Annotated in this window: 16 protein-coding genes; 5 read left to right on the top strand and 11 right to left on the bottom strand. The window is 67.7% G+C overall.

Annotated elements, in window-relative coordinates; translation table 11 throughout:
- Nucleotides 1-67 precede the first annotated feature (67 nt).
- Together nifU and nifS are read right to left on the bottom strand one after the other, a co-directional pair.
- A complete protein-coding gene (gene nifU, locus Q5064_RS06230; RefSeq protein ID WP_302963121.1) occupies nt 68-523 on the bottom strand; it encodes a Fe-S cluster assembly scaffold protein NifU in 456 nt (151 codons plus the stop codon).
- A gap of 44 nt (nt 524-567) precedes the next feature.
- Entirely contained in the window at nt 568-1794 is a 1227-nt protein-coding gene (gene nifS, locus Q5064_RS06225) for a cysteine desulfurase NifS (RefSeq protein WP_302963092.1), read from the bottom strand.
- A gap of 152 nt (nt 1795-1946) precedes the next feature.
- Here nifS and Q5064_RS06220 point away from each other — a divergent pair, with 152 nt between their 5' ends.
- The 4 genes from Q5064_RS06220 to Q5064_RS06205 all read left to right on the top strand — a co-directional run bounded on the left by Q5064_RS06220 (nt 1947) and on the right by Q5064_RS06205 (nt 7176).
- Nucleotides 1947-2348, top strand: a complete 402-nt coding sequence (locus tag Q5064_RS06220; protein WP_302963090.1) for an Rrf2 family transcriptional regulator — start codon at nt 1947-1949, stop codon at nt 2346-2348.
- 172 nt (nt 2349-2520) lie between these two features.
- The gene (locus Q5064_RS06215; RefSeq protein ID WP_302963088.1) at nt 2521-2655 is read left to right on the top strand and encodes a hypothetical protein; all 135 of its coding nucleotides are present in this window, start codon (nt 2521-2523) and stop codon (nt 2653-2655) included.
- A 109-nt stretch (nt 2656-2764) separates the two neighbouring features.
- Nucleotides 2765-5407, top strand: coding sequence for a hypothetical protein (locus Q5064_RS06210; RefSeq protein WP_302963086.1), 2643 nt, complete (start codon nt 2765-2767; stop codon nt 5405-5407).
- Entirely contained in the window at nt 5314-7176 is a 1863-nt protein-coding gene (locus Q5064_RS06205; RefSeq protein WP_302963085.1) for a hypothetical protein, read from the top strand. Before Q5064_RS06210 ends, Q5064_RS06205 begins: the two co-directional genes overlap by 94 nt.
- A gap of 74 nt (nt 7177-7250) precedes the next feature.
- Here Q5064_RS06205 and Q5064_RS06200 read toward each other — a convergent pair whose 3' ends face one another.
- Genes Q5064_RS06200 through Q5064_RS06185 form a run of 4 tightly spaced genes read right to left on the bottom strand, consistent with a single transcriptional unit; the run spans nt 7251 to nt 14245 of the window.
- On the bottom strand, nt 7251-7826 hold the full coding sequence (locus Q5064_RS06200) for a M48 family metallopeptidase (RefSeq protein ID WP_302963083.1): 576 nt from the start codon (nt 7824-7826) through the stop codon (nt 7251-7253).
- Between the two features lie 33 nt (nt 7827-7859).
- Complete coding sequence (gene rsmI / locus Q5064_RS06195) at nt 7860-8717, bottom strand: 16S rRNA (cytidine(1402)-2'-O)-methyltransferase (RefSeq protein ID WP_302963082.1); 858 nt, start codon at nt 8715-8717, stop codon at nt 7860-7862.
- Nucleotides 8717-13507 carry a 2-hydroxyacyl-CoA dehydratase gene (locus Q5064_RS06190; RefSeq protein ID WP_302963081.1) on the bottom strand — a complete coding sequence of 1597 codons (4791 nt, stop codon included), beginning with the start codon at nt 13505-13507 and terminating at the stop codon, nt 8717-8719. Before Q5064_RS06190 ends, rsmI begins: the two co-directional genes overlap by 1 nt.
- A 21-nt stretch (nt 13508-13528) precedes the next feature.
- Nucleotides 13529-14245: a TetR/AcrR family transcriptional regulator gene (locus Q5064_RS06185; RefSeq protein ID WP_302963080.1), complete on the bottom strand. Its 717-nt coding sequence runs from the start codon at nt 14243-14245 to the stop codon at nt 13529-13531.
- A gap of 352 nt (nt 14246-14597) precedes the next feature.
- On the opposite strand from Q5064_RS06185, the gene Q5064_RS06180 reads away from it, so the two are divergent.
- Complete coding sequence (locus Q5064_RS06180) at nt 14598-15902, top strand: LCP family protein (protein WP_302963079.1); 1305 nt, start codon at nt 14598-14600, stop codon at nt 15900-15902.
- Between the two features lie 142 nt (nt 15903-16044).
- Here Q5064_RS06180 and Q5064_RS06175 read toward each other — a convergent pair whose 3' ends face one another.
- From Q5064_RS06175 to Q5064_RS06155, 5 genes are all read right to left on the bottom strand, one after another.
- A complete protein-coding gene (locus tag Q5064_RS06175) occupies nt 16045-16476 on the bottom strand; it encodes a DUF4405 domain-containing protein (protein ID WP_302963078.1) in 432 nt (143 codons plus the stop codon).
- Nucleotides 16473-16835 carry a hypothetical protein gene (locus Q5064_RS06170; protein WP_302963076.1) on the bottom strand — a complete coding sequence of 121 codons (363 nt, stop codon included), beginning with the start codon at nt 16833-16835 and terminating at the stop codon, nt 16473-16475. The genes Q5064_RS06175 and Q5064_RS06170 overlap by 4 nt, the downstream gene beginning before the upstream one ends.
- A 111-nt stretch (nt 16836-16946) precedes the next feature.
- Nucleotides 16947-18215: an NrfD/PsrC family molybdoenzyme membrane anchor subunit gene (gene nrfD / locus Q5064_RS06165; RefSeq protein ID WP_302963074.1), complete on the bottom strand. Its 1269-nt coding sequence runs from the start codon at nt 18213-18215 to the stop codon at nt 16947-16949.
- 17 nt (nt 18216-18232) lie between these two features.
- Entirely contained in the window at nt 18233-18865 is a 633-nt protein-coding gene (locus Q5064_RS06160; protein ID WP_302963073.1) for a 4Fe-4S dicluster domain-containing protein, read from the bottom strand.
- The gene (locus Q5064_RS06155; protein WP_302963072.1) at nt 18866-21412 is read right to left on the bottom strand and encodes a molybdopterin-dependent oxidoreductase; all 2547 of its coding nucleotides are present in this window, start codon (nt 21410-21412) and stop codon (nt 18866-18868) included.
- Nucleotides 21413-21524 lie beyond the last annotated feature (112 nt).

The raw sequence follows: 21524 nt of genomic DNA, 5'->3' as shown, positions 1-21524 counted from the left end.
GCCAAAACGCGAAGCGGCCCCTCCGAGGAGGGGCCGCAGGAGCGCGGGGTAATCGCGACAGGCGAGGCTAGTCCTCGTCGTCCTCGCCGCCATGATGGTGGTCGTGCTCGGAGATGTCGCTCACCGGCTTCTCCAGGCCCTCGATCTCGATACCGTTCTTCTCGGCGTAGTCCCAAAGCGCCGCGTGGATGGCCTCCTCAGCCAGAAGCGAGCAGTGTACCTTCACCGGCGGCAGACCGTCCAAGGCCTCCATAACGGCCTTGTTCGTCACCTCGAGCGCCTCCTGCACGGTCTTGCCCTTCACGAGCACCGTCGCCATGGAGCTCGTGGCGATGGCCGCGCCGCAGCCGAAGGTCTTGAACTTCGCGTCCTGAATGACATTGTTCTCGTCGATATCCAGATACACGCGCATGATGTCGCCGCACACGGCGTTGCCCACCGTGCCGCAGCCGCTCGCGTTCTCGATCTCGCCCACGTTCTGCGGGTTCGTGAAGTGCTCCATCACCTTGTCGGAGTAGTTCATAGCCATGGGTGTTCTCCCTTTCTGAAGGTCGTGTCTGAGAGTCGTTAGTTCGCGTAGGGGAAGCCGTCGGCCTTGAAGTGCTCGATGACCGAGTCCACCTTGCCCCGCTGGAAGTCCTCGTACAGCGGGCTCATCATGCGCAGGTTCTGAAGCGTGGTCTTCAGAGAGTCCACGGCGAAGTCCACGTCTTCCAGGGTGGTATCGCGGCCGATGGTCATGCGCAGGCTGCCGTGGGCGATCTCGTGGGGCAGGCCGATGGCCAAAAGCACGTGGCTCGGATCCAGCGAGCCGGAGGTGCAGGCGCTTCCCGACGACACGCAGATGCCGCGCGCCGCCAGCTGCAGCAGCATGCCCTCGCCCTCGATGAACTCGAAGGAGAAGTTCACGTTGTTGGCCAGGCGGCTCTCCCAGCTGCCGTTCAGCTTCGCCGAGGGAATCTCGTCCAAGATGCGGCGGATGGCATGGTCGCGCAGGGCCAGCTGGCGGTCGTGCTCGTCGGCCATGTCGACCGCGGCCAGCTCGGCCGCCTTCGCGAAGCCCACGATGCCGGGCACGTTCTCGGTGCTTCCGCGCCGGCCGCGCTCCTGCTGACCGCCGTCGATGAAGTTTTCCACCTTCACGCCCTTGCGGATGTAGAGCAGGCCCACGCCCTTCGGCCCGTAGATCTTGTGGGACGAGGCGGACAGCATGTCGATCCCCATCTCGGCCACATCGATGGGCTCGTGGGCGAAGGCCTGCACCGCGTCGGTGTGGAAGGTCACGCCGTGCTCGTGGGCGATGGCCGCCAGCTCGGCAATGGGCTCGATGGTGCCGATCTCGTTGTTGGCGAACATGATGGAGGCGAGCGTGGTGTCGGGGCGGATGGCCACGGCGAAGTCCTCGGGGCGTACGAGCCCGTGCTCGTCCACGGGAAGGTAGGTCACCTCGAAGCCCTCCTTCTCCAGAGCCTCGCAGGTGTGCAGCACCGCGTGGTGCTCGATGGCGCTCGTGATGAGGTGCTTGCCCTTGCCGGCGTTCGCGCGGGCAAAGCCCTTGATGGCCCAGTTATCGGACTCGGTGCCGCCGCTCGTGAAGTACACCTCGCGGGGCGCAGCGCCGATGAGGCCGGCCAGCGTCTCGCGGGCGGCGGCCACCGCGTCGGAGGCGTCTTGGCCGAGCGGGTAGATGGAAGAGGGGTTGCCGAACTGCTCGGTGAAGTACGGCAGCATGGCCTCCACCACCTCGGGGCGGACCGGCGTGGTAGAGGCGTGGTCGAGGTAGATCTGCTTCATGGGGCTCACGGTTCCTCGTTCTCGTTGCGATGGGGCTTTCGGCACCGCTCGCTCCTCCGAGAGTTCCGCAGCCGTTCCATCTAAGTCTAGTAGTTTGCTAGGTTTTAATATAAACTGGAAAATGGAATTGTCAAGAAGGGAACGGCAACGATATGAAGATCTCGACGAAAACTCGCTACGGCATGCGCGTCATGCTGGATCTGGCGGCGCGCTACGACGAGGGGCGCGCGCCTTTGAAGGACATCGCCGAGCGCCAGGGGCTTTCCAAGAAGTACCTGGAGCAGGTGGTGGCACCGCTTACCGCGGCGGGGCTGCTCACCGTCACGCGCGGGTACGCGGGCGGCTACCAGCTGGCCCGGCCGCCGCGCGAGATCACCCTCGCCGACGTGGTGAGCGCCTCGGAAGACGGCCTCGAGCTCATGACGTGCACGAGCGACCTGCTCGCCTGCGAGCGCGCCGACGGCTGCCCGAGCCGGCGCGTGTGGGGCGGCCTGCAGGACGCCATCAACGACTACTTGGAAGGCCAGACGCTGGCCGACATGGTGGTCTCTTAGCCCAAGGCCGCCCCCTCGCCCGTAAGCCACATGATGCCAAGCACCGTTGCAGCCCAATGGGCGCGCGAGTTGCGAGCGCCTCCAATCCCGACTGACACGCTCAGGGTTGCGGAAAGCGGGGCAAAGGGGTATATTCGGGCGGACTCTTGTCCATGAGAGAAGGAGATCCGACATGAGAGAGAAGCGACGGGGGTCGCTTCTGAGCCTCGGCCTGGCGGCCGTGCTCGCCTGCGGGATGCTGCCCGTCACAGCCGCAGCCGAGCCCGAGGGCAAATTCACAGAGACCCCCCCCCATCGAGTTTTCTGAGCCGATAGCTGACACCGCCTCGGCCCTCCCCTGTTCGAGCGCGACGCTCGACGACATCAACACCGGCAGCCCTCTGCCACGCCCCGCATCGGTCATCGAGCTCGGCGGTTTGGTTTTCTGGGGCATTGACGGAGACACGGCCGAAGCCGGCGACTTCTCCTACAGCAGCAGCACCGACCAGGTGACCGTGCTAACATCTAAGCACCTCGTCGTGCAGAACAAGAACACGAGCTCCTCAACCACCACGAGCATCCTCATCCCCGCCGGCACCGACGCACGCATCGTGCTCAACGGCGTCTCCATCTCAACCCCCTCGAGCGTGCTGCGCCCCGCCATCGACGTGACCCCCGGAGCCTCCCTCCATCTCGTGCTGGCCGACGGAACGCTCAACAGCCTGTTTGCCGACGGCAAGGGTGCTGCGGGTCTGCGATGCACCACAGGGAGCAAGCTCGTCATCGACGACACGGTGCCCAACAGCGGCATCGTTCCCGAAAACGGCCAGGTGAGCATTGATGCAACCCTCGACGACGGAAAGACCCAGGTGAGGCGCGGCGATCCCCTCAGCGTGCTCGCCAGCGACAACCCAGGAACCCTCAATGTCTCGTCAGCCATAGGAACCAAGGATCTTATCGATGGCGCCTGCATCGGCGGCAACCGCAACGAGGCGGGCGGCGCTATCACCATCGAAGGCGGTCGCATCCTCGCGAAGAAACCCGTCATATACGATATCGGCGGCTCGGCCGGCATTGGCGGTGGCATGTACGGCGACGGCACCAGCATCGACGAGTGGATCACCATCAACGGTGGCTACATCGAGACCCAGGGAGGTCACCACGGCGCCGGCATCGGCGGCGGCGTGCGCAATGGAGATGCCGGCACGCGCTGCGGCAACATCCGCATCAACGGAGGCTACGTGAAAGCCACGGGCGGCGGCTGCTCGGGAGGATTTGGGCAAGGCTGCTGCGCCACCACCCGAGCCGATGGTTACCAGATCATCCTCACCGGCGGCACGCTCATTCCTTCAGGCGGCACCTGCGACATGGGTCAGACCGGCGCCAAGATCACCATTACCGGCGGCTCTATCGGCAACGGCGGCAACGTCGCGGACTTCCGGTTCCTCGGCGGCAACGGCACCGAGGCCTACAACGGCGCGGGCGAGCCTATCGAGATGATCCAGGTGGACCTCAGGTCCGACGTGGGCGAGAACACCTACAAAATCACCGACTGGCAGCTGCTCGTGGACGGAGAGCCCTACGACTACGGGGCGCCCGCCGAATTCGACAAGGGGAACCTGTACCTGTGGCTGCCCAAGACCGTGAAGCAGGACAGCGAGGTGACCGTGAAGCTCACCTACCTGGACACCGACAACCTGGACGAGAACGGCAACCCCACCCCCGTCACGCCGCTGCCGCTGTTCCGCCCCTCCGACAGCTCGCTGCCGCCCGGGGTCACCAACGACGGCAAGCTGCGGCGCTACGCCGACTTCACCCTGGACGCCGACTACCTGGCGGCCCTCGACAAGTACTACGACGGCAAGGGCGCGGCGATGTTCCCCCTGCCGCTGCGCACGCCCGACGGGCGCGACCTCACCGAGGCCGGGAAGATCACCTTCCGCTACCAGCACCTCGACAGCGCCGGCAACCCCACGGGCGCCGAGACGGCCGACGGCTCCGACGTGGGCACCATGAGGTTCACCGCCGTGTCAACCCAGTACTCCGACGACACCGAGGGCGGCTTCTCCGAGAGCTACTGGGGGCACCGCGCCACCGGTCAGTTCACCATCTGGCCCATCGCCTCTAAGGTGAGCGACATCGCGGCCGAGTGGGTGGACGACGGGGACCCCGGGGCGGTGGCCCACCCCTCCGACCAGGTGCTCAAGGTGAGCGCCACCATCGGCGCCGCCCCCACCGTGGACGGCCAGCCCGGCTCGGAGGCCACCAAGCCCACCTGCCAGGCCCCGCGCGGGCAGGTGCAGATCTACGTGGACGGCCAGCCCGTGGGCGCGCCGGTGGACCTCGTGTACGCGGGTGACTTGGACGCCGAGGGCAACCCCATCCCCGAGGGCGACCCCCGCGTGACGGCCAAGAAAGTGGAGAACGGCCAGGGCGGCTCCACCGCGCTCTTCTCGCTGGCCCGAGCGGCCTCCGCCTCGGACTTCCTCGTGCCCACCCAGGGCCAGCAGGGGCGCCACGAGATAGCGCTCCAGTTCCTGCCGCCGTCGGCCGCCCAGGCCGCAGCGGGCCAGCCGGCCAACTACCTGGCAAGCGCCGCCCCCAACGAGGACAGCACGGTGCCGCGGGTGGAGGTGGCCATCGACCCCATCGACCCGAACCCCGCGGTGACGCCCCAGCCCGACCCCGACTGCACCGACCCCGACGCGCCCGAGCCCGAGGTGTCGACGGGGCCCGGAAAGCCCGCCGACCCGAACGCCGACCCGGGCAAGCCCGGCGACAAGGTGTTCCGGGGCACCATCGTGACCACCTGGGGCGAGCCGAGCGATGCCGACCCGCATCCGGGCCGCGTGCTGCTGAAGGTCACGACGCCCTCTTCCGGCCCCCTCGAGGTGACCGACGCCAGCGGCAACGTGTTCACCGCCGACTTCCTGCGCGGCGAGGACGGTGCGCCGGTGCGGGGCGAGGACGCGGCTCCTACACCCTGGTGCTCGACCCGACGGCCGTGGGCCGCGGCGAGCTCACCTTCAAGCAGAGCCCCAACGGGGCCTACACCGGGAGCACGTGGATCTACGACGTGACCGTGCTGCCCCAGCCCAAGATCGCCCCGGCGCCCGCCCTCTCGAAGGAGGCCGAGAACCTGACGCACCCGAACGGGCCAACCCAGCCCGGCGACCGCATCCGCTACACGGTGACAGCAAAGAACACGGCCGCGGGCTCGCTTTGGACCGGCGTAGTGATATCCGATCCGCTGCCGGCGAGCCTGGTGCTCGACGAGGGCAGCGTGCGCCTGGACAACCCGCGGGGCGGCTTGAGCGACGTACCGCTCGCCAAGGCCGCCTCGGTTTCCGCCGGCGATGTGGGAAGCTACTCGCTCTCGGCGCCCGGCGCCGGCGGCCGCCCCGTGCTGACGGTCCCCGCCGGGGACATCGGCGGGGGCGGCTCGGCCACGCTCGCCTTCGAGTGCACCGTGCGCGAAGATATCGACTTCGCCGACGCGGCGGCGGTGGACCTGGAGAACGTCGCCTCGGCGGAGGGCAAGCGCCCCAACCCCGACGACCCGGACGGCCCCGACGTGGGGCCGGTGGCGCCGCCCGACACCGACCCGGCGACGCCGCCCGGCGGCGGAACCGTGGCACCGGCCGACCCCGACGCGCGGGTGTCCAAGAGCGTGGAGAACCTGACCGCGCCCGGCGCGAAGGTGACGCGCTTGGGGGACGTGCTGCGCTACACCGTGGAGCTGCGCAACGACGGGCCGGCCGACAGCTGCCTCATGGCCGCCGTCATAAGCGACCCGCTGCCGGCGGGGCTCGAGCCCGTGCCCGGCACCCTGCGCCTGGCCGTCGACGGCGGCGAGCCCGTCGGGGTCCCGGACGCCGCCTACGACGCGGCCAGCCGCACCATCGCCGTCTCGGCCGGCGACCTGTGGGGCGGGCACGTTGCGGCGCTGACCTTCGAGTGCGCCGTCGGCGAGGAGGCGCTCGGCGGCGACGTGGCCAACGTCGCCCACGCCGGCGGCGAGGTGCCCTCGGAGAATCCCGGCGCACGGCCCGAGGCCCCCGAGCCCGGCCAGCCCGCAGAGCCCCCGGCAGGAGATCCCGAGGCCTCCTCGCCGCCCGCCGAACCCGCGCCGGTCGTCCCCGGCGACCCCGACGAGGGCGACGTGAAGGTCGAGAAGACCGCCGAGAACCTCACGCGGGACGACGGCACCACCCGCGTGGGCGACACGGTGCGCTACCGCATCGCCCTCTCGAACTCCCAGCCCGGCACCGGCTGGATGGACGCGGTGATCCGCGACGAGGTCCCCGAGGGGCTGGAGCCGGTGTCCGGCACCCTGAAGCTGACCCTGCCCGACGGCTCGGAGGTCGCCGTGGACGACGCGGCCTACGACCCCGCCACCCGCGTGCTCGCCGTGGCCGTGGGGCACCTCTACGGCGGACAGGTTGCCGCGCTCTCCTTCGACGCGCTCGTGACCGAGGAGGCTCAGGGCGCCGACATCGGCAACGTGGCCGATGCCTACGGCACGCCGCCGAGCACCTGGGATCCCGAGAGCCCCCACCCCGAGGCCGGCGAGCCCTTCTCCCCCGACGGGGGCTGGGACGCCTTCGAGGAGGGCCGCCAGAAGACGACGAGCCCGGCCGCCTACCCGCCCGGAACCGACTCGTCGGGCGGCGTGCTGGGCGCCGACGACCCGGGCGCCCTGACGGCCAAGAAGGCGACCACCATCCGCCACAGGCTCGCCCAGACTGGCGACGCCCTGATCGCGGCTGTGCTCCTCCCTGCAATCGCCGCCCTAGCAGCCGGCGCGGCCCTGCTGGCCTCCCGTCGCCGCCAGCGCTGGGCCCGGTAGCGGGAGCGCCCAGAGCGACGTTCTAACACAGAGGCGGGGCCGGCGACTGTCAATGCCGCCGGCCCCGCCAGCCCCTACCGCAGCTTCGCGCGGCGGGTCTTCCAGTCGGGCATGAAGTGGTCCATGAGCGCGTGGAAGCGCGGGCCGTGGCCGCGTTCCAGCAGATGGCACAGCTCGTGAACCACCACGTATTCCAGGCACTCCGGCGGGTACAGCGCCAAGCGCACGTTGATGCAGATGCGCCCCGTGGCCGGCTGGCAGCTTCCCCAGCGGCTCTTCATGTTGCGGTAGGCGATCGTGCCCGCCCTCACGCCCATGATGGGCTCCCAGGCGGCGATGAGCGGCGGCACGCAGGCCGCCACCACCGCCTTCCAGGCCGCCACCTCCTCGGGCGTGGCCGCTGCGGCCTCGGCGCGGGGCGAGGCGGCGATGGCCTGCTGCTGGCGCTCGATCCAGGCGCGCTTCTCGCGCACGAACCCTTTAATGGTGGAAAGCGGCAGCCGCAGCGGGGCCGATACCTCGATGCGCCCGTCGGGTGGCTTCACCCGCAGATGCATGTTCTTGATGGCCTTGCGCGTGAGCCATACTTCTACATCGTCGATGAAGACGAGCTCGGTCGGTAATGTCTTGTGCCTTCGCGAGTAAGCCATAGGTGCCTCGTTTTGCCGGTTCGGGCAGTGCCGCTATCGTGCGGCCTTCATGGCCATGTCATAGGCGTCGTTGCGGGGAATGCCGAACTCGGCGGCCAGGCGGCGCGCGACCTCCTTGGTGCGCAGGCCCTCCGCAACCAGCTCGGCGGCGCGCACCTCGGCCGAGGCCGCAGCCGCTTCAGCGCCGGCCGCCGCCTCGGCCTCATTCGGCGCGTCGATGACGAGCGCGATCTCGCCGCGGATACCGCCGGGCTCCTCGGCGCGGACGGCGAAGCGCTCGGCCAGGTCGGCCGCCGAGCCGCGGGCCACCTCCTCGTGCAGCTTCGTGAGCTCGCGGCAGACGGCCACCTTGCGCAGGGGTAGCACTTCGGCAATGACCGAGAGCGTCGCTACGAGGCGATTCGGGCTCTCGTAGAACACGAGAGCCGCATCCAGCCCGCGCAGCTCTTCCAACACCGCCCGCTGCTCGCCCGCCTTGCGCGGGAAGAAGCCGCCGAAGTAGAAGCGGGGGCACACCGTGCCCGAGGCCACGTAGGCGCAGGCCGCCGCCGAAGCACCGGGCAGCACCTCCACGGGCACGCCGACCTCCCGCGCGGCCGCCACGAGGCGCAGCCCCGGGTCGGACACCCCGGGCATGCCGGCATCCGAGCAGTAGGCGATCACCTCCCCCGCCGCCACACGTTCCACGACCATCGCCGCCTTCGCGCCGATCATGGCCTCGTCGAGCCGCTCCAACGGCTTGCGCATGTCGAAGTGCGCGAGCAGCTTCCCCGTCACCCGGGTATCCTCCGCGCAGACCGCATCGGCCCCGCGCAGCGCCTCGAGCGAGCGCAGCGTCATGTCCCCCAAGTTCCCAATGGGGGTCGGCACGATGACGAGCTTGCCGGCCACTACTCGGCCACCTCGGTGGTCTCCACTTCCACGGCCTCGGCCACGGGCTCGGGGGCCTCCGGCGCGCCGTCGCGGGCCGCATCGCGCGCGGCGCGAGCCTCGGCCTCCTTCTCGGCCAAGTTCGCCTTCGCCACGGCGATCATGAGCTTGATGCGGTTGAGCTGGTTCACCTCGCTCGCACCGGGGTCGTAGTCCACAGCCACGATGTTGCTCTCGGGATAGCGGCGGCGCAGCTCCTTGATAGTGGCCTTGCCCACCACGTGATTCGGCAGGCACGCGAAGGGCTGGGTGCACACCACGTTCGGGCAGCCGGAGCGGATGAGCTCCACCATCTCGGCCGTGAGCAGCCAGCCCTCGCCCATGGAGTTGCACAGGGACAAAATCTCGCTCGCGTAGTCGGCCAGCTCGTAGATGTCCGCCGGCGGGTGGAAGCGGGCGCTCTTCTCCAGGGCATCGGTCACGGGCTTGCGCAGCTTCTTCACCGCGGCCAGGCCGATGCGGCTGCCGAGCGCGCTCTTCCTCGACTTGCCGATGGGCTGCTGGAAGATGCCGCCGGCGATGCCGAACAGGAAGAACTCGATGAGCCCGGGCACCACGGCCTCGCAGCCCTCGCGCTCGATGACGTCCACGATCTGGTTGTTGGCCGTGGGATGGAACTTCACGAGGATCTCGCCCACCACGCCCACGCGGGGCTTGGTGCCCTCGCCGGCCAGCGGCAGCGTGTCGAAGTCCTCCACGATGCGGCGCACCGTGCGGCGGAACTCCGACTGGCGCACGCCGCGCTCCAGCTGGTGCTTGCAGGCGTCCATCCAGTAGTCGAACAGGCGGTTCGCGCTGCCGGGCTCCACCTCGTAGGGGCGCGTGCGGTACAGGCACATCATGAGCAAATCGCCGTACTGCAGCGCGTAGATGGCCTGGTAGAGCATCTTCGGCGTGATCTTGAAGCCGGGGTTCTCCTCGCCCAAATCCTTGAACGAGATGGCGATGACGGGGATGTGCCCGAGGCCCACCGACTTCAGCGCCTTGCGGATGAGCGAGATGTAGTTGGTGGCACGGCACCCGCCGCCGGTCTGGGTGATGAGCACGGCCAGCTTGTCGGTGTCGTACTTGCCCGAGAGCACCGCCTCCATAATCTGGCCGGTGACCAGGATGGACGGGTAGCAGATGTCGTTGTTCACGTACTTCAGGCCCGCGTCCACCGCGCCGTGGTCCACCGAGGGCAGAAGCACCGCGTTGTAGCCGGCCCGGTGGAAGATGGGCACCAAAAGCTCGAAGTGGTAGGGAGCCATCTGGGGCGCGAGGATGGTCCAGCCCTCGTCGCGCATTTGCTCGGTGAACTGCACGCGCTCAAACTCGGTGGAGGCGCCCTCGCGCTGCTCCACCTCGGCAGCGGCCACCACGCCGTCGGCCTTCTCAGTGAACGACGCCGGCACGAGCTTGTCCAGGTTGTCCAGATCGATGCAGGCCGCGGGGCATCCCACGCGCTCGGCAGCCGCGTCGGCGGCTGCCTCGGCCTCGCGGTCGGCCTGGTCCTTCAGGGCCGCGAGCAGGCTGCGCACGCGGATGCGGGCGGCACCCAGGTTGGAAACCTCGTCGATCTTCAGCACGGTGTACACCTTGCCGGCCGCCTCCAGCACCTCCTGCACCTGGTCGGTGGTCAGGGCGTCCAGGCCGCAGCCGAAGGAGTTCAGCTGGATGAGGTCCAGATCCTTGCGCTGGGTGACCACCTTGGCTGCCGCGTACAGGCGCGTGTGGTACATCCACTGGTCCACCACGCGGATGGGACGCTCCAGCTGGCCCAAGTGCGCCACCGAGTCCTCGGTGAGCACGGCGAGCCCGAAGCTCGTGAGCAGCTCGGGGATGGCGTGGTTGATCTCGGGATCCTGATGGTAGGGGCGGCCCGCCAGCACGATGCCCCGGGTGCCGGTCTCCTCCATCCAGGCGAGCGTCTCCACGCCCTTGGTGCGGATGTCGCGCTTGAAGGCCTCGTCCTCGTCCCAGCCCGCTTCCACTGCCGCATCCACCTCAGCGCGGGTGATCGGCACGCCGCGGGTGCCCACCGCGTCCGCGAAGTTCTCGGTCAGCTCCACGAACAGGCGCTCCTTCAGCTTGTCCTTGTCGTGGTAGGGCACCCACGGGGCCACGAACGCCACCGGCGAATCCTGCAGCTCGTCGATGTTCAGGCGCAGCGCCTCGGGGTAGCTGGCCACGATGGGGCAGTTGAAGTGGTTGCCGGCGGTCTCGTCCTCCTGGCGCTCCCACTTGGAGCACGGCATCCAGATGAAGTCCGGTTCCTTCGCCAGCAGGTTCATGATGTGGCCGTGGGACAGCTTGGCCGGATAGCACACGCTCTCAGACGGCATGGACTCGATGCCCGCCTCGTAAGTCTTCTTCGTGGAGGGGTCCGACAGGATAACCCGGTAGCCGAGCTTCGTGAAGAAGGTGAACCAGAAGGGGTAGTTCTCGTACATGTTGAGCGCCCGCGGAATGCCCACGGTGCCGCGCGGGGCGTCTTCGGGGGCCAGCGGCTCATAGCCGAAGGTGCGCTCGGCCTTGTACTCGAACAGGTTCGGCACCGCGCTCTTCTCGGCGCCGGTGCCGAGGCTCTCGCCCTTCTCGCAGCGGTTGCCGGTGATGAAGCGGCGGTGCTTGCCCGTGGTCGCGTCCACACCGAAGTCGTTCACCGTGAGCAGGCAGCTGTTGGAGCAGCCCTTGCAGCGCACGGTGCGGTGGGTGGGGGCGAGGGCCTCGATGGCCTCGAGGCTGAGCAGGCCGCTTTCGGGCAGCTTCGGCCCCACGTCGGGCGAGAGCGGCTCGGCCTCGGCGCGGCGGCAGGCCCCCTCGTAGCGGTCGCGGGCGAGCAGCGCCGCACCGAAGGCGCCCATGTTGCCGGCGATGTCGGGCCGCACGGCGTTCACCTCGGACAGCTGCTCGAAGGCGCGCAGTACCGCGTCATTTAGGAACGTGCCGCCCTGGACGATCACCTGGGTGCCCACATCGTGCGGGTCGCGGATCTTGATAACCTTGAACAGGGCGTTCTTGATGACGGAGATGGCCAGGCCCGCGGCGATGTCGCCCACGGTGGCGCCCTCCTTCTGGGCCTGCTTCACGCGGGAGTTCATGAACACCGTGCAGCGGCTGCCCAGATCCACCGGGTTCTCGGCGGAGATAGCGGTCTGCGCGAACTCGGCCACGTCCAGGTTCAGGCCGCTCGCGAACGACTCGATGAAGCTGCCACAGCCCGACGAGCAGGCCTCGTTCAGCATGATGTGGTCGATCACGCCGTCCTTCACGCGCAGGCACTTCATGTCCTGGCCGCCGATGTCCAGAATGAACTCCACGCCCGGGAGCATCTCCTGGGCGCCGCGCAGATGCGCCACGGTCTCGATCTCGCCGGAATCCACGCGCAAAGCCTCCAGCAGCAGCCCCTCGCCGTAGCCGGTCACCGTGGCGTGCCCGATGGTGACGAGCGGCGCGCCGGTCTTAGGGTCGCGCGGCAGCGCCCGGTACAGCTCGGCCACGGCCGCCTTCGCGCAGCCCAGCACGTCGCCCTTGTTGCTGGCGTAGGTGGACCACAGAAGGGCGCCGTCCTCGGCGATGAGCGCCGCCTTGAAGGTGGTCGACCCCGCGTCGATGCCGAGGAAGGCCACGCCGCGGTAGTCCTCCAGGCTCGCGCGGCGCACGCGCTCGGCGTCGTGGCGGCTGCGGAACTCGGCGAGCTCGCCCTCGTTCGCGAACAGCGGGGCCAGGCGCACCACCTCAGAGCCCTGCATATCCCCCAGGCCCTCCAGGCGCGCGAGCACGTCGGCGAGCTTCTCGGGGGTCGCGCCCTCGGCCACGCCGGCGATGGCGCAGCCGGCGGCCACGAACAGGTGCGCGTTCTCGGGCACGATGATGGCGTCGTCGGTCAGCTCCAGCGTCTCGTAGAAGCGCTTGCGCAGCTCGGGCAGGTACTGCAAGGGGCCGCCGAGGAAGGCCACGTTGCCGCGGATGGGCCGCCCGCAGGCGAGCCCCGAGATGGTCTGGGTGACCACCGATTGGAAGATGGAGGCGGCGATGTCCTCGCGGCGCGCGCCCTCGTTCAAAAGCGGCTGCACATCGGTCTTGGCGAACACGCCGCAGCGGCTCGCGATGGGGTAGATGGTGCTGTGGTCGGCCGCCAGTTCGTTCAGGCCGCCCGCGTCGGTGTTCAGCAGCGCGGCCATCTGGTCGATGAAGGCGCCCGTGCCGCCGGCGCAGGTGCCGTTCATGCGCTGCTCGATGCCGTTGTCGAAGTAGATGATCTTCGCGTCCTCGCCGCCGAGCTCGATGGCCACGTCGGTTTTGGGAATGAACGTCTCCACGGCGGTCTTGCTCGCGATGACCTCCTGCACGAAGGCGACGTTAAGCCACTGGGACAGAAGCAGGCCGCCCGAGCCGGTGATGGCGATGGTCATGGACTCGGCGGGATACGCCTCGGCCGCCTCGCGCAGCACTTCCACGATGGTGGCGCGCACGTCGGCGTGGTGGCGGCGGTACACCGCCCAGAGGATGTTGTGGTCGTTGTCCAGCACCGCGAGCTTCACCGTGGTGGAGCCCACGTCGATGCCGATGTGGAAGGGACACGCCTCGGCCGCGGCGCGAGCGGCGGCGCTGGCCTCGGCGGCATTGGCCTGGGCCTCTTCCACCACCGACACGCGCGGGGCGCAGGAGGCGCAGCCCGCCGCCGGCTTCACGGCAGCAGCGGCGCCGGGGGCCTTCTCGGACGTGGAGGCCTCGGTAATGATCTCGGTGTACTTGCTCTTTTTCATAGGTCGGTCTCGCTTTCCCCGTTACAGCTCGATGGACTCGCCGGGTTTGATGAAGAACAGGCGCATGGCGATCCGCGCCATGTCCTCGGAGGATTCCGGTGTGCCGCGCTCGATCCAGCAGGCGATGATGCCCAGGTAGGCGGCGGCGTAGAAGGCCACGTAGTAATCCACGAAGGCCGTGGGGTTCGCGCGGTACTTCTCGTGGAGGATGTTCTGCACGAGGTTCTCGCACACCGCCTCGCGCAGCCTGGGGGCGAAGCGCGCATCGCCCCCAGGGCCCAGCACCGCGTGCAAAAAGGCGCTCTGCTCGCGCAGGTAGTCGAACAGCTCCACCAGAAGCGGCAGGGGCCGTCCGGCCACCCGGTAGGCGAGCATATCGGCCAGGGTGATGTCGTGCATGCGCCCCTGCAGGGCGCCGATGTCGGCCATCACCTCGTCCTCCAGCACGGCTAGCAGGTTCTCCTTGTCGCTGAAGTGGTTGTAGAAGGTGCCCCGGGTCAGATCGGCCCGCTCGCACAGGTCGTTCACGGTAATGGCATCGAAGCCGCGCTCCTCCAGAAGCGCGATGAGCGCCTCGCGCAGGGCCCGCTTCGATTTCGAGATGCGCCTATCCTCGCAGGGGACTGCGGGCGGCGCGCAGACGGCGGTGGCTATGGCCCTCTCCTCTCGGTCGGCAAGGCGCGCCCTCCACGGGGAGGGGCGCCGCTCGTCCCCGACCGCGAGCGCCTCGCACAGCATCTGCGGTCGGGTTCATTTTCGACACAACGGCTAAAAATAGACAGCTTGTTCAATAGTGCGCATTCTACCGACTTCCGCACGGCAAAACAAGCGCGAGGGAGCCGCAGGGAGGGAAATCTCCCTCGTTTTGCCAAAAAATCTCCTTGTTAGGTTTCCCGCAAGCGAGATCGAGGCATCCGTACCTCGCGCGCCCCCTTCATATCCGGTGCGCCGGCCCAAAGCGGCCTTCGCGTAGGGATTCCGTAAAAAAGAACTCCGCCCGCTTGTTTCCTGGTATCTTTAAGCTTCACACGCAGTCAAGAACCAGCATGCGACGTTCAGTGAGGAGGAAGGCGCCCCGGCGCCGAACCCTATGGCAAACAGACCCGGCAAGCACTCCGCTCCCCTTCCGTCCCGCGGGGGCCGTCGCGGAGCCCACTCCGCCGACTTCTCCGCATACGGCCGCTCCCCCCAGGGCGCCAACCCCGGCACGGCGGGGCACGGGCGCGCTCGCTCGGCCTTCGACGACACCGGCTTCGCCGCCGCCCCAAGCCCCGTGACGCCCGGCGCGGCGGCCTCGCGCAGCTTCTCGGCCACCGACAGCCTTGCGCGCGCCAAGGCCGCCCGCAAGAAGAGCCGCGGCAAGAAGATCGCGCTGGGCATCGTGGGCGCGCTCGCCGTCATCATCATCGGCGCGGGAACGGCCGCGGCGCTGTACCTCAACAACATCAACAGCACCATCCAGGACATGGACGAGACCGAGAAGATGGAGCTGACCGAGCAGCTCGCGCCCCCGAAGGCCACCGACGGCTCCTACTACGTGGGCATCTTCGGCAGCGACGCCCGCAAGGGCGAGACGGCCAGCCGCTCTGACGTGACCATGCTCGCCCGCATCGACCCCGATAAGGGCGTGGTCGACCTCGTGTCGGTGCCCCGCGACACCATGATCGACATCGAGGGCCACGGCACCCAGAAGATCAACGCCGCCTACGCCTTCGGCGGCCCCTCCGAGGCCGTCAAAACGCTGTCCACCTTCGCCGGCGTGCCCATCACCCACTACGTGGAGGTGCACTTCGAGGAGTTGCAGGACGTGGTGAACGAGCTCGGCGGCATCCAGGTGAACGTGCCCGAGGGCTTCTACTCCGACACGAGCGGGCTGACCATCGAGGCCGGCGAGCAGACCCTGGACGGGGCCCAGGCCCTGGCCTTCGCCCGCGAGCGCCACGCCACGCGCGCCGGCGACTTCTCCCGCGCCCAGGCCCAGCGCATGATCATCGAGGCCATCGTGGAGAAGGTGCTGGACGCCTCCCCCACCGAGATCCCCGGTATCGTGGAGTCGCTCGCCCGCTGCGTGACCACCGACTACTCCGTGAGCGACCTGGTGTCGCTGGCGCTCACCTTCAAGGACTCGGGGCTGACCATGTACTCGGCGGCCTGCCCCAGCTACACGCTGAACCAAGACGGCATCAGCTACGTGGGCACCCAGTACGCCGAGTGGCAGGACATGATGCGCCGCGTGGACGCGGGCCTCGACCCCAACGACACCGAGGTCGAGATTCCCGAGCCCCAGGCGAGCGACACCGAGCTGGGCGCGGCCACCAATGCCGCCAGCCCCCAGGACTACGAGGGCCTCATGGCCGATGCCATGACCACCGACGATGTCGTGCAGGTGGATTAGCGGTCTAGCGCGGCCACCAGCGACCGTCATCGCCGGAAACGACCAAGCGCCCCGGGCAGCTCTCCTCGAGCCGCCCGGGGCGCTTTCTTGTTGCGCATGCCCTGTCGAGGGGCGAGCCTCCCGCCCTCTCGCACACGCGAGCCTATTCCCCCTCGCCTGCGCGGGCGCGCTGGATCAGGCGGCGCAGCGCACCGACGTTGAGCGCCCCGTGCACCACCAGAAGGGCGAGGAGCACCTTGGCCGAGGCGGCATGCAGCGGCCCCCAGAAGTAGTACCCCTCGGCGTACAGACCGAGCGCCGGCAGCACGGCACCCGACTCCATGAGGCCCGAGAGCACCACGACCGCCACGGCGAGCACGAGCGCCGCGTCCAGCAGAACCCGGCCCGTCGCGCGCAAAGACCGGCGGCCGGACAAGAGGCGCCCGACGAAATCGACGTGCTGGGCGCCGTGGACGAGCAGGACGAGCCCCACGCCGAGGCCCAGCCACTCGTGCAGCCCGACGCCCGTCAGCCTCGGCAGCGATACCACGATGTACAGGGCCAGCGCCAAGGCGTCCACAACGAGCGCCCTCATGATCGTCCCACCTTTCCCACAATGCCGATCAGCGCCACCACGAGGGCCACCGGCATGAGGATCCACAGGTTCAGGCTCGCATCCGATGCCTGGTAGTAACGCGACGAGAGCGTCTCCCACCCATGGCATTCCACCGATGCGCACGAGGCCTCCGGGCAGGTCATCTCATGCACGCCGTCGGGCTCGGGCACGTCGTCGAAACCGTGGCACGTGCCCGAAGCGCACCCCACCACGGGGCAGGGCGACTCGGCCGTAACGGGCCGCACGCTCAGCGCGTCGGGCCTCACGAGGGCCACCGCGCCGATAACGCACGCGCCGGCCAGCAGGAACACCGCCACCGTCGCAATGATCTTCCTCATAGGATTCCTTCTTCCCTTGAAAGAAAAAGGGCCGCCCGCCCCACGGCAGACGGCCCGCATGTCAGAGAGACGCGAGGCCGATTGGAGGGTTCGGCCCGCATCTGCGAAACGCTACTTCTCGGCGGGTCGCAGAGGAAGGAACTTCAGACCCAGGAAGAAGATGAGGAACCCGAGAGCCACAACACCCAGTGTCACGCCGAACTCCAGCGGCGTGGGCCAATAGACGAGGTTCGCATAGGCGTCGGCGAGCGTGCCGTCGGCGTAGGTGACGCTCATGGAGTTCATCGCGAAGGGCAGATCGAGGTTGGTGATCTGGAAACCGCCCACCAGCAGCTGCACGCGCTTGCAGAAGATGCCCGCGATGGCCAACAGCGAGGCCGCCACCAGAAGGCCGTTGCGGCGCAGGGCCGGCGTCAGGCAGATGACGGTGCACACGGCGCATCCGATAATCTCGAACCAGAAGTAGGGCGCCAGAGGACCTTGAGTCAGCAGAGCCACCACTTCGGCGCCAGCGCCGCCCGGGAAGCCCTCGGTGAGCAGGTCGCAGCCGAAGAAGTACAGGTCCACCAGAACGAAGGCGCCGAGGAGCTTGGCCAGGCGCACCACGTTGTCCTGCTCCACCTCCAGGTAGCCCGCGCGGCGCAGCCCGATGACGACGGCCATCACGAGCGCCGTGCCGCACACCAGGGCGGAGGACACGAACCAGGGAGCCAGAAGAGCGGTGTGCCACATCTCGTGCCCCTGCTGCAGGCCGAAGATCCAGGCGGTCACCGAGTGCACGAGCACGGCGGTGACAAGGGCGACTACCGAGACGATGCGCAACGCCACGGCGCTGACCTTGCCGCGCTCGGCCTGGATCTGCGCCCACAGGTACACGCACGACAGGATGAGATAGGTGGCCAGGACGATGATGTCCCACATGAGCGGGCTGCCCAGGTTGGAGTACACGAACAGCTCCCACACGCGGAAGGGCTGGCCCATGTCCACCACCACAAGGCCGATGGCAACCACCGTGCAGGCGATGGAGGAGAACACGGCCACCTTCGAGATGCCGCCGAAGCCGCGGATGCCGAGGGCCTTGGGCACCGACGAGATGATGAGGCCGCCGGCCGACAGGCCCACGAAGAACATGAAGCCCGTGATGTAGAGGCCCCAGCTGTCAAGGTTGCGCATGGCAGTCTGCACCATGCCGCCCGACAGCTGCATAAACCACAGCGCCAGCCCGGCCAGCACCGCCACGGCGCTCACGCCGATGGCCACGTTCAACGCCGGACTCTTCACCGAAGCCGACGAACGCGCACCGGCGCGGGGCCGCTCGCGGGGCGCCGAGAAATCGAGGTCGTCGTTGGCGAGGGCGCCGCCCTGCATATACTCAGACATAATGTCACTCCCCTCTGCTAAACGAGATAATAGGTCGAAGGCTCGGTACCGCGCTCTTCCAGCAGGCGCTTGTGGGACCGCTCCGCGAGAAGCTGGCTCACCTCGGACGTCGGATCGTCCAGATCGCCCCAAAAGCGGGCGCGCCCGACGCACAGGTGCATGCATGCCGGCTCGATACCCTGGGAGGTGCGGTGGTAGCAGAAGGTGCACTTCTCCACCACGTGGCGCTGATGCTCGGGGGCGTCCTTGCTTCCCATAGCGTAGTCCATATGGAATGCTGGCTCTTCCCAGTTGAAGGAACGCACGCCGTTATAGGGGCAGGCGCTCATGCACATGCGGCAGCCGATGCACTTGTCGTAGTCTTGGCGCACCACGCCCGTCTCCGGATCCTTATAGGTGGCGCCCACGGGACACACCTTCACACACGCCGGGTTCTCGCAGTGCTGGCACGCCACGGGAATATAGCCGAACTGCAAGTTGTCCGGATACGATCCGCCGACCATGTCGAATCCCATCTCTCCGCCGTTGTCGGTGAGGATGCGGTTCCACCACACATCGACGGGCAAGTTGTTCTCCGTCTTGCACGCCATGGCGCACACGTGGCAGCCTATGCACTTCTTGGTGTCGATCACCATTCCGTAGCGGGTCATTTACTTCACCTCTCCCTCGTACTTGCGAACCTCGACGAGCGTGTCGTCGAACGACGTGTTCATGTGGAGCAGATTCAAATGGTCGTTAGTCAGTTCTTGGTAGCTGCCTGCCACATAGGCTCCCCGATGCCAGCCCTTGGGCGAGGAGACCATGCCCGGCCTCACGCCCATGTCGAATTTCGCCTTGCACACGCAGTGGCCGCGGTCGTTGTAGGCCTCGACATAATCACCCTCGGCGATGCCGCGCGCCTCGGCATCGACGGGGTTCATGCGCAGATAGGGCTCCGGATCGAGCTCGCGCAGCACGGGAGCGTGGTTGTACTGGGTGTGCAGATGCCACCTCGTGCGCTCGCAGTAGTGGTACAGGGGGTACTTGTCGTGCTGCTCGCTCTCGTCATAGGCCTCGAAGGGCGTATGGTAGGTCGGCATGTGGTAGAAGTCCTTGTCGATGGGCTTGCCGATGTTGATGCGCGCCCCGGGGTTCTCGACGTAGAATTCCAAACGGCCCGAGAGGGTAGGCCAGCGCTGCTCCTCCCAGTGAATCCAGTTCTCGTCGCGGTCGGCCAGGACGCCTTTCTCCTTGAGGTTGTCGAGGTTGATGCCCAAAGGCTCGCCCTTCTCGGTGTCGACCACCATGCGCATCATCTCTTCGTTTGATTTGGCGTAGAACGCCTTGGCCGCCTCGTTGTCCATACGCTCGGCAATGGCCCGGAAGATCTCGACGTCCTCCTTCGCCTCGCCGATGGGATCGGCCACCTTGTTCGCCATGTACAGGAAGGGCGTGTGCGAGCTGGCCTGAATCCAGTCGTATTCGAAGTAGTGGGCGCAGGGCAGCACGATGTCGCTGTACTCGCAGGTTTCGGAGAACTCCATGTCGTTGGTCACGATGCAGGGAATCTTGGGGAGCACCTCTTCGATGGTCCTCTTCTGGGCGGCATAGCTGCCGACGGGGTTCGCCCCGATGTTGTAGAGAAGGCGCACCGGGAAATCCTCGCCCTTCAGCTTGCCCGTCTCCAACACCTCGGGTAGATGAAGCCACGGCAGCTCGTCATTGAGCCCGTTGAGCCCGGTCGGGAAGGCAAGGCCGGCCATGTTGATCGTCGGCTTGCTCTTCCCCAAGTGCCCGATGGAGGCGCCGCGCTTGCCGATGTTGCCCGTAAGGGCGGCAAGGCACGCCCAGGTCATGCCCATCTCCTCGCAGTTGTCGTACAGATGATAGCCCGCGTAGATGGTAGAGGGCGCATCCTGGGCGTACATGCGGGCGAGCTCCACGATGGTGTCCGCCGGAACCTCGGTGATCCCCTCGGCCCATTCCGGCGTGCAGGAGGCCATGTGCTCCTTGAACAGCGACCAAGCCGTGGTTACCTTCACGCCATTCACCTCGAAGCTGCCCTCCAGGGCGGGATTGGCCACCTCGTTGATAAGGCCCCAGGCGTTCTTGTCGGCGTCCCAGACCACATAGTGGGCCGTCTCCTCAAGCGTGGGCACCTTGCCGGCCTTGACGCCTTGGAGCAGAAGCGTGCCGAAGAACGGGTACTCGGGCAGCTCGGCCGGCCCGTCCTCGCCGAAATCCGTCGCGCGGAGGAAGTGGCCGTTGTCCTCGCGCACGAGGAGGGGAGCGCACGTCTTCTCGCACATGAAGTCCAGATCGTACCACTCGTTATCGATGATGGCGTTGAGCATGGCCATGCCGAGGGCCGGGTCGGTGCCGGGCTTGATGGGCACCCACTTGGTGGCCTGCTGGGCCGCAATGGTGTAGGTGGGGTCGATAACGACCAGGTTGGCGCCGGCGTCCTTGGCCTCCATGCAGAAGTGCCAGCTGTGGGGCTGCGAGTTGGGCGGGTTCGTGTCCCAGATCAGGATCGTCTTGGCGTAGCGGTAGTCGCCGGCCATATTGCGCTGGTTGAAGTCCCAGCCGCTGCCAGTCACCTCGCCGATACCGACCAAGTCGCCGTAGTCGAGGCACACGTCCAGCCCTTGGAAGCCGAAGGCGTTCGCGAAGCCGAGGCCGGCGATCAGGCCGCCGTAGGCGGCGAAGGAATTGCCGGCGGAGACGAGCACGCAGTTCGAGCGCACGCCGTAATGCTCCGTGTTGTAGGTCAGCGTCTCGGCCACCAGGCCGATCGCCTCGTCCCACGAGAGGCGCTCCCACTCGTCGCTGCCGCGGTTCTCGACATGGGGCTCTTCCAAGCTCCAGGTCTTCCGCTTCATGGGATACAGAACGCGGTTGAAATCGTACATCCGGTTCGCGTGGCTGAATCCGCGCATGCAGATGCGCTCGTAGGACGGGTACGGAAGGTCCTCGTTGGACCGGATGTTGACCATCTTGCCCTCGCGCACGGTGGCGATCATCGAGCAGTTGCCCTGGCAGTTGCAACCGCAGACGCAGACCACCTCGTGCTCGTCGCCACCTGCGGCCTCCTCGCCGGTGGCGGCGAGAGCCGTCATCGTGGTGCCCCCTACAGCGGCAGCGCCGGCCGCAGCGGCCGTGGTCTTGAGAAAGCTCCGGCGGGAAATGCCCTTGACCGGGGTCTTCAGCTCCGACATTGCTCCTCCTATCTCCAAATGCGGCAGAGGCATGTCCTCTGCCCTCCATTCGGGCGCCATGCATGAGCGCCCACCCTCATGCGGGGTTGGCCCCTCCCCGCTCTCACTGCGC

Source organism: uncultured Adlercreutzia sp. (assembly GCF_958431955.1).
Taxonomy (GTDB): Bacteria; Actinomycetota; Coriobacteriia; order Coriobacteriales; family Eggerthellaceae; genus Adlercreutzia.
The sequence above is the reverse complement of the archived record's forward strand: the minus strand, read 5'-3'. Positions and strand labels throughout refer to the sequence as shown.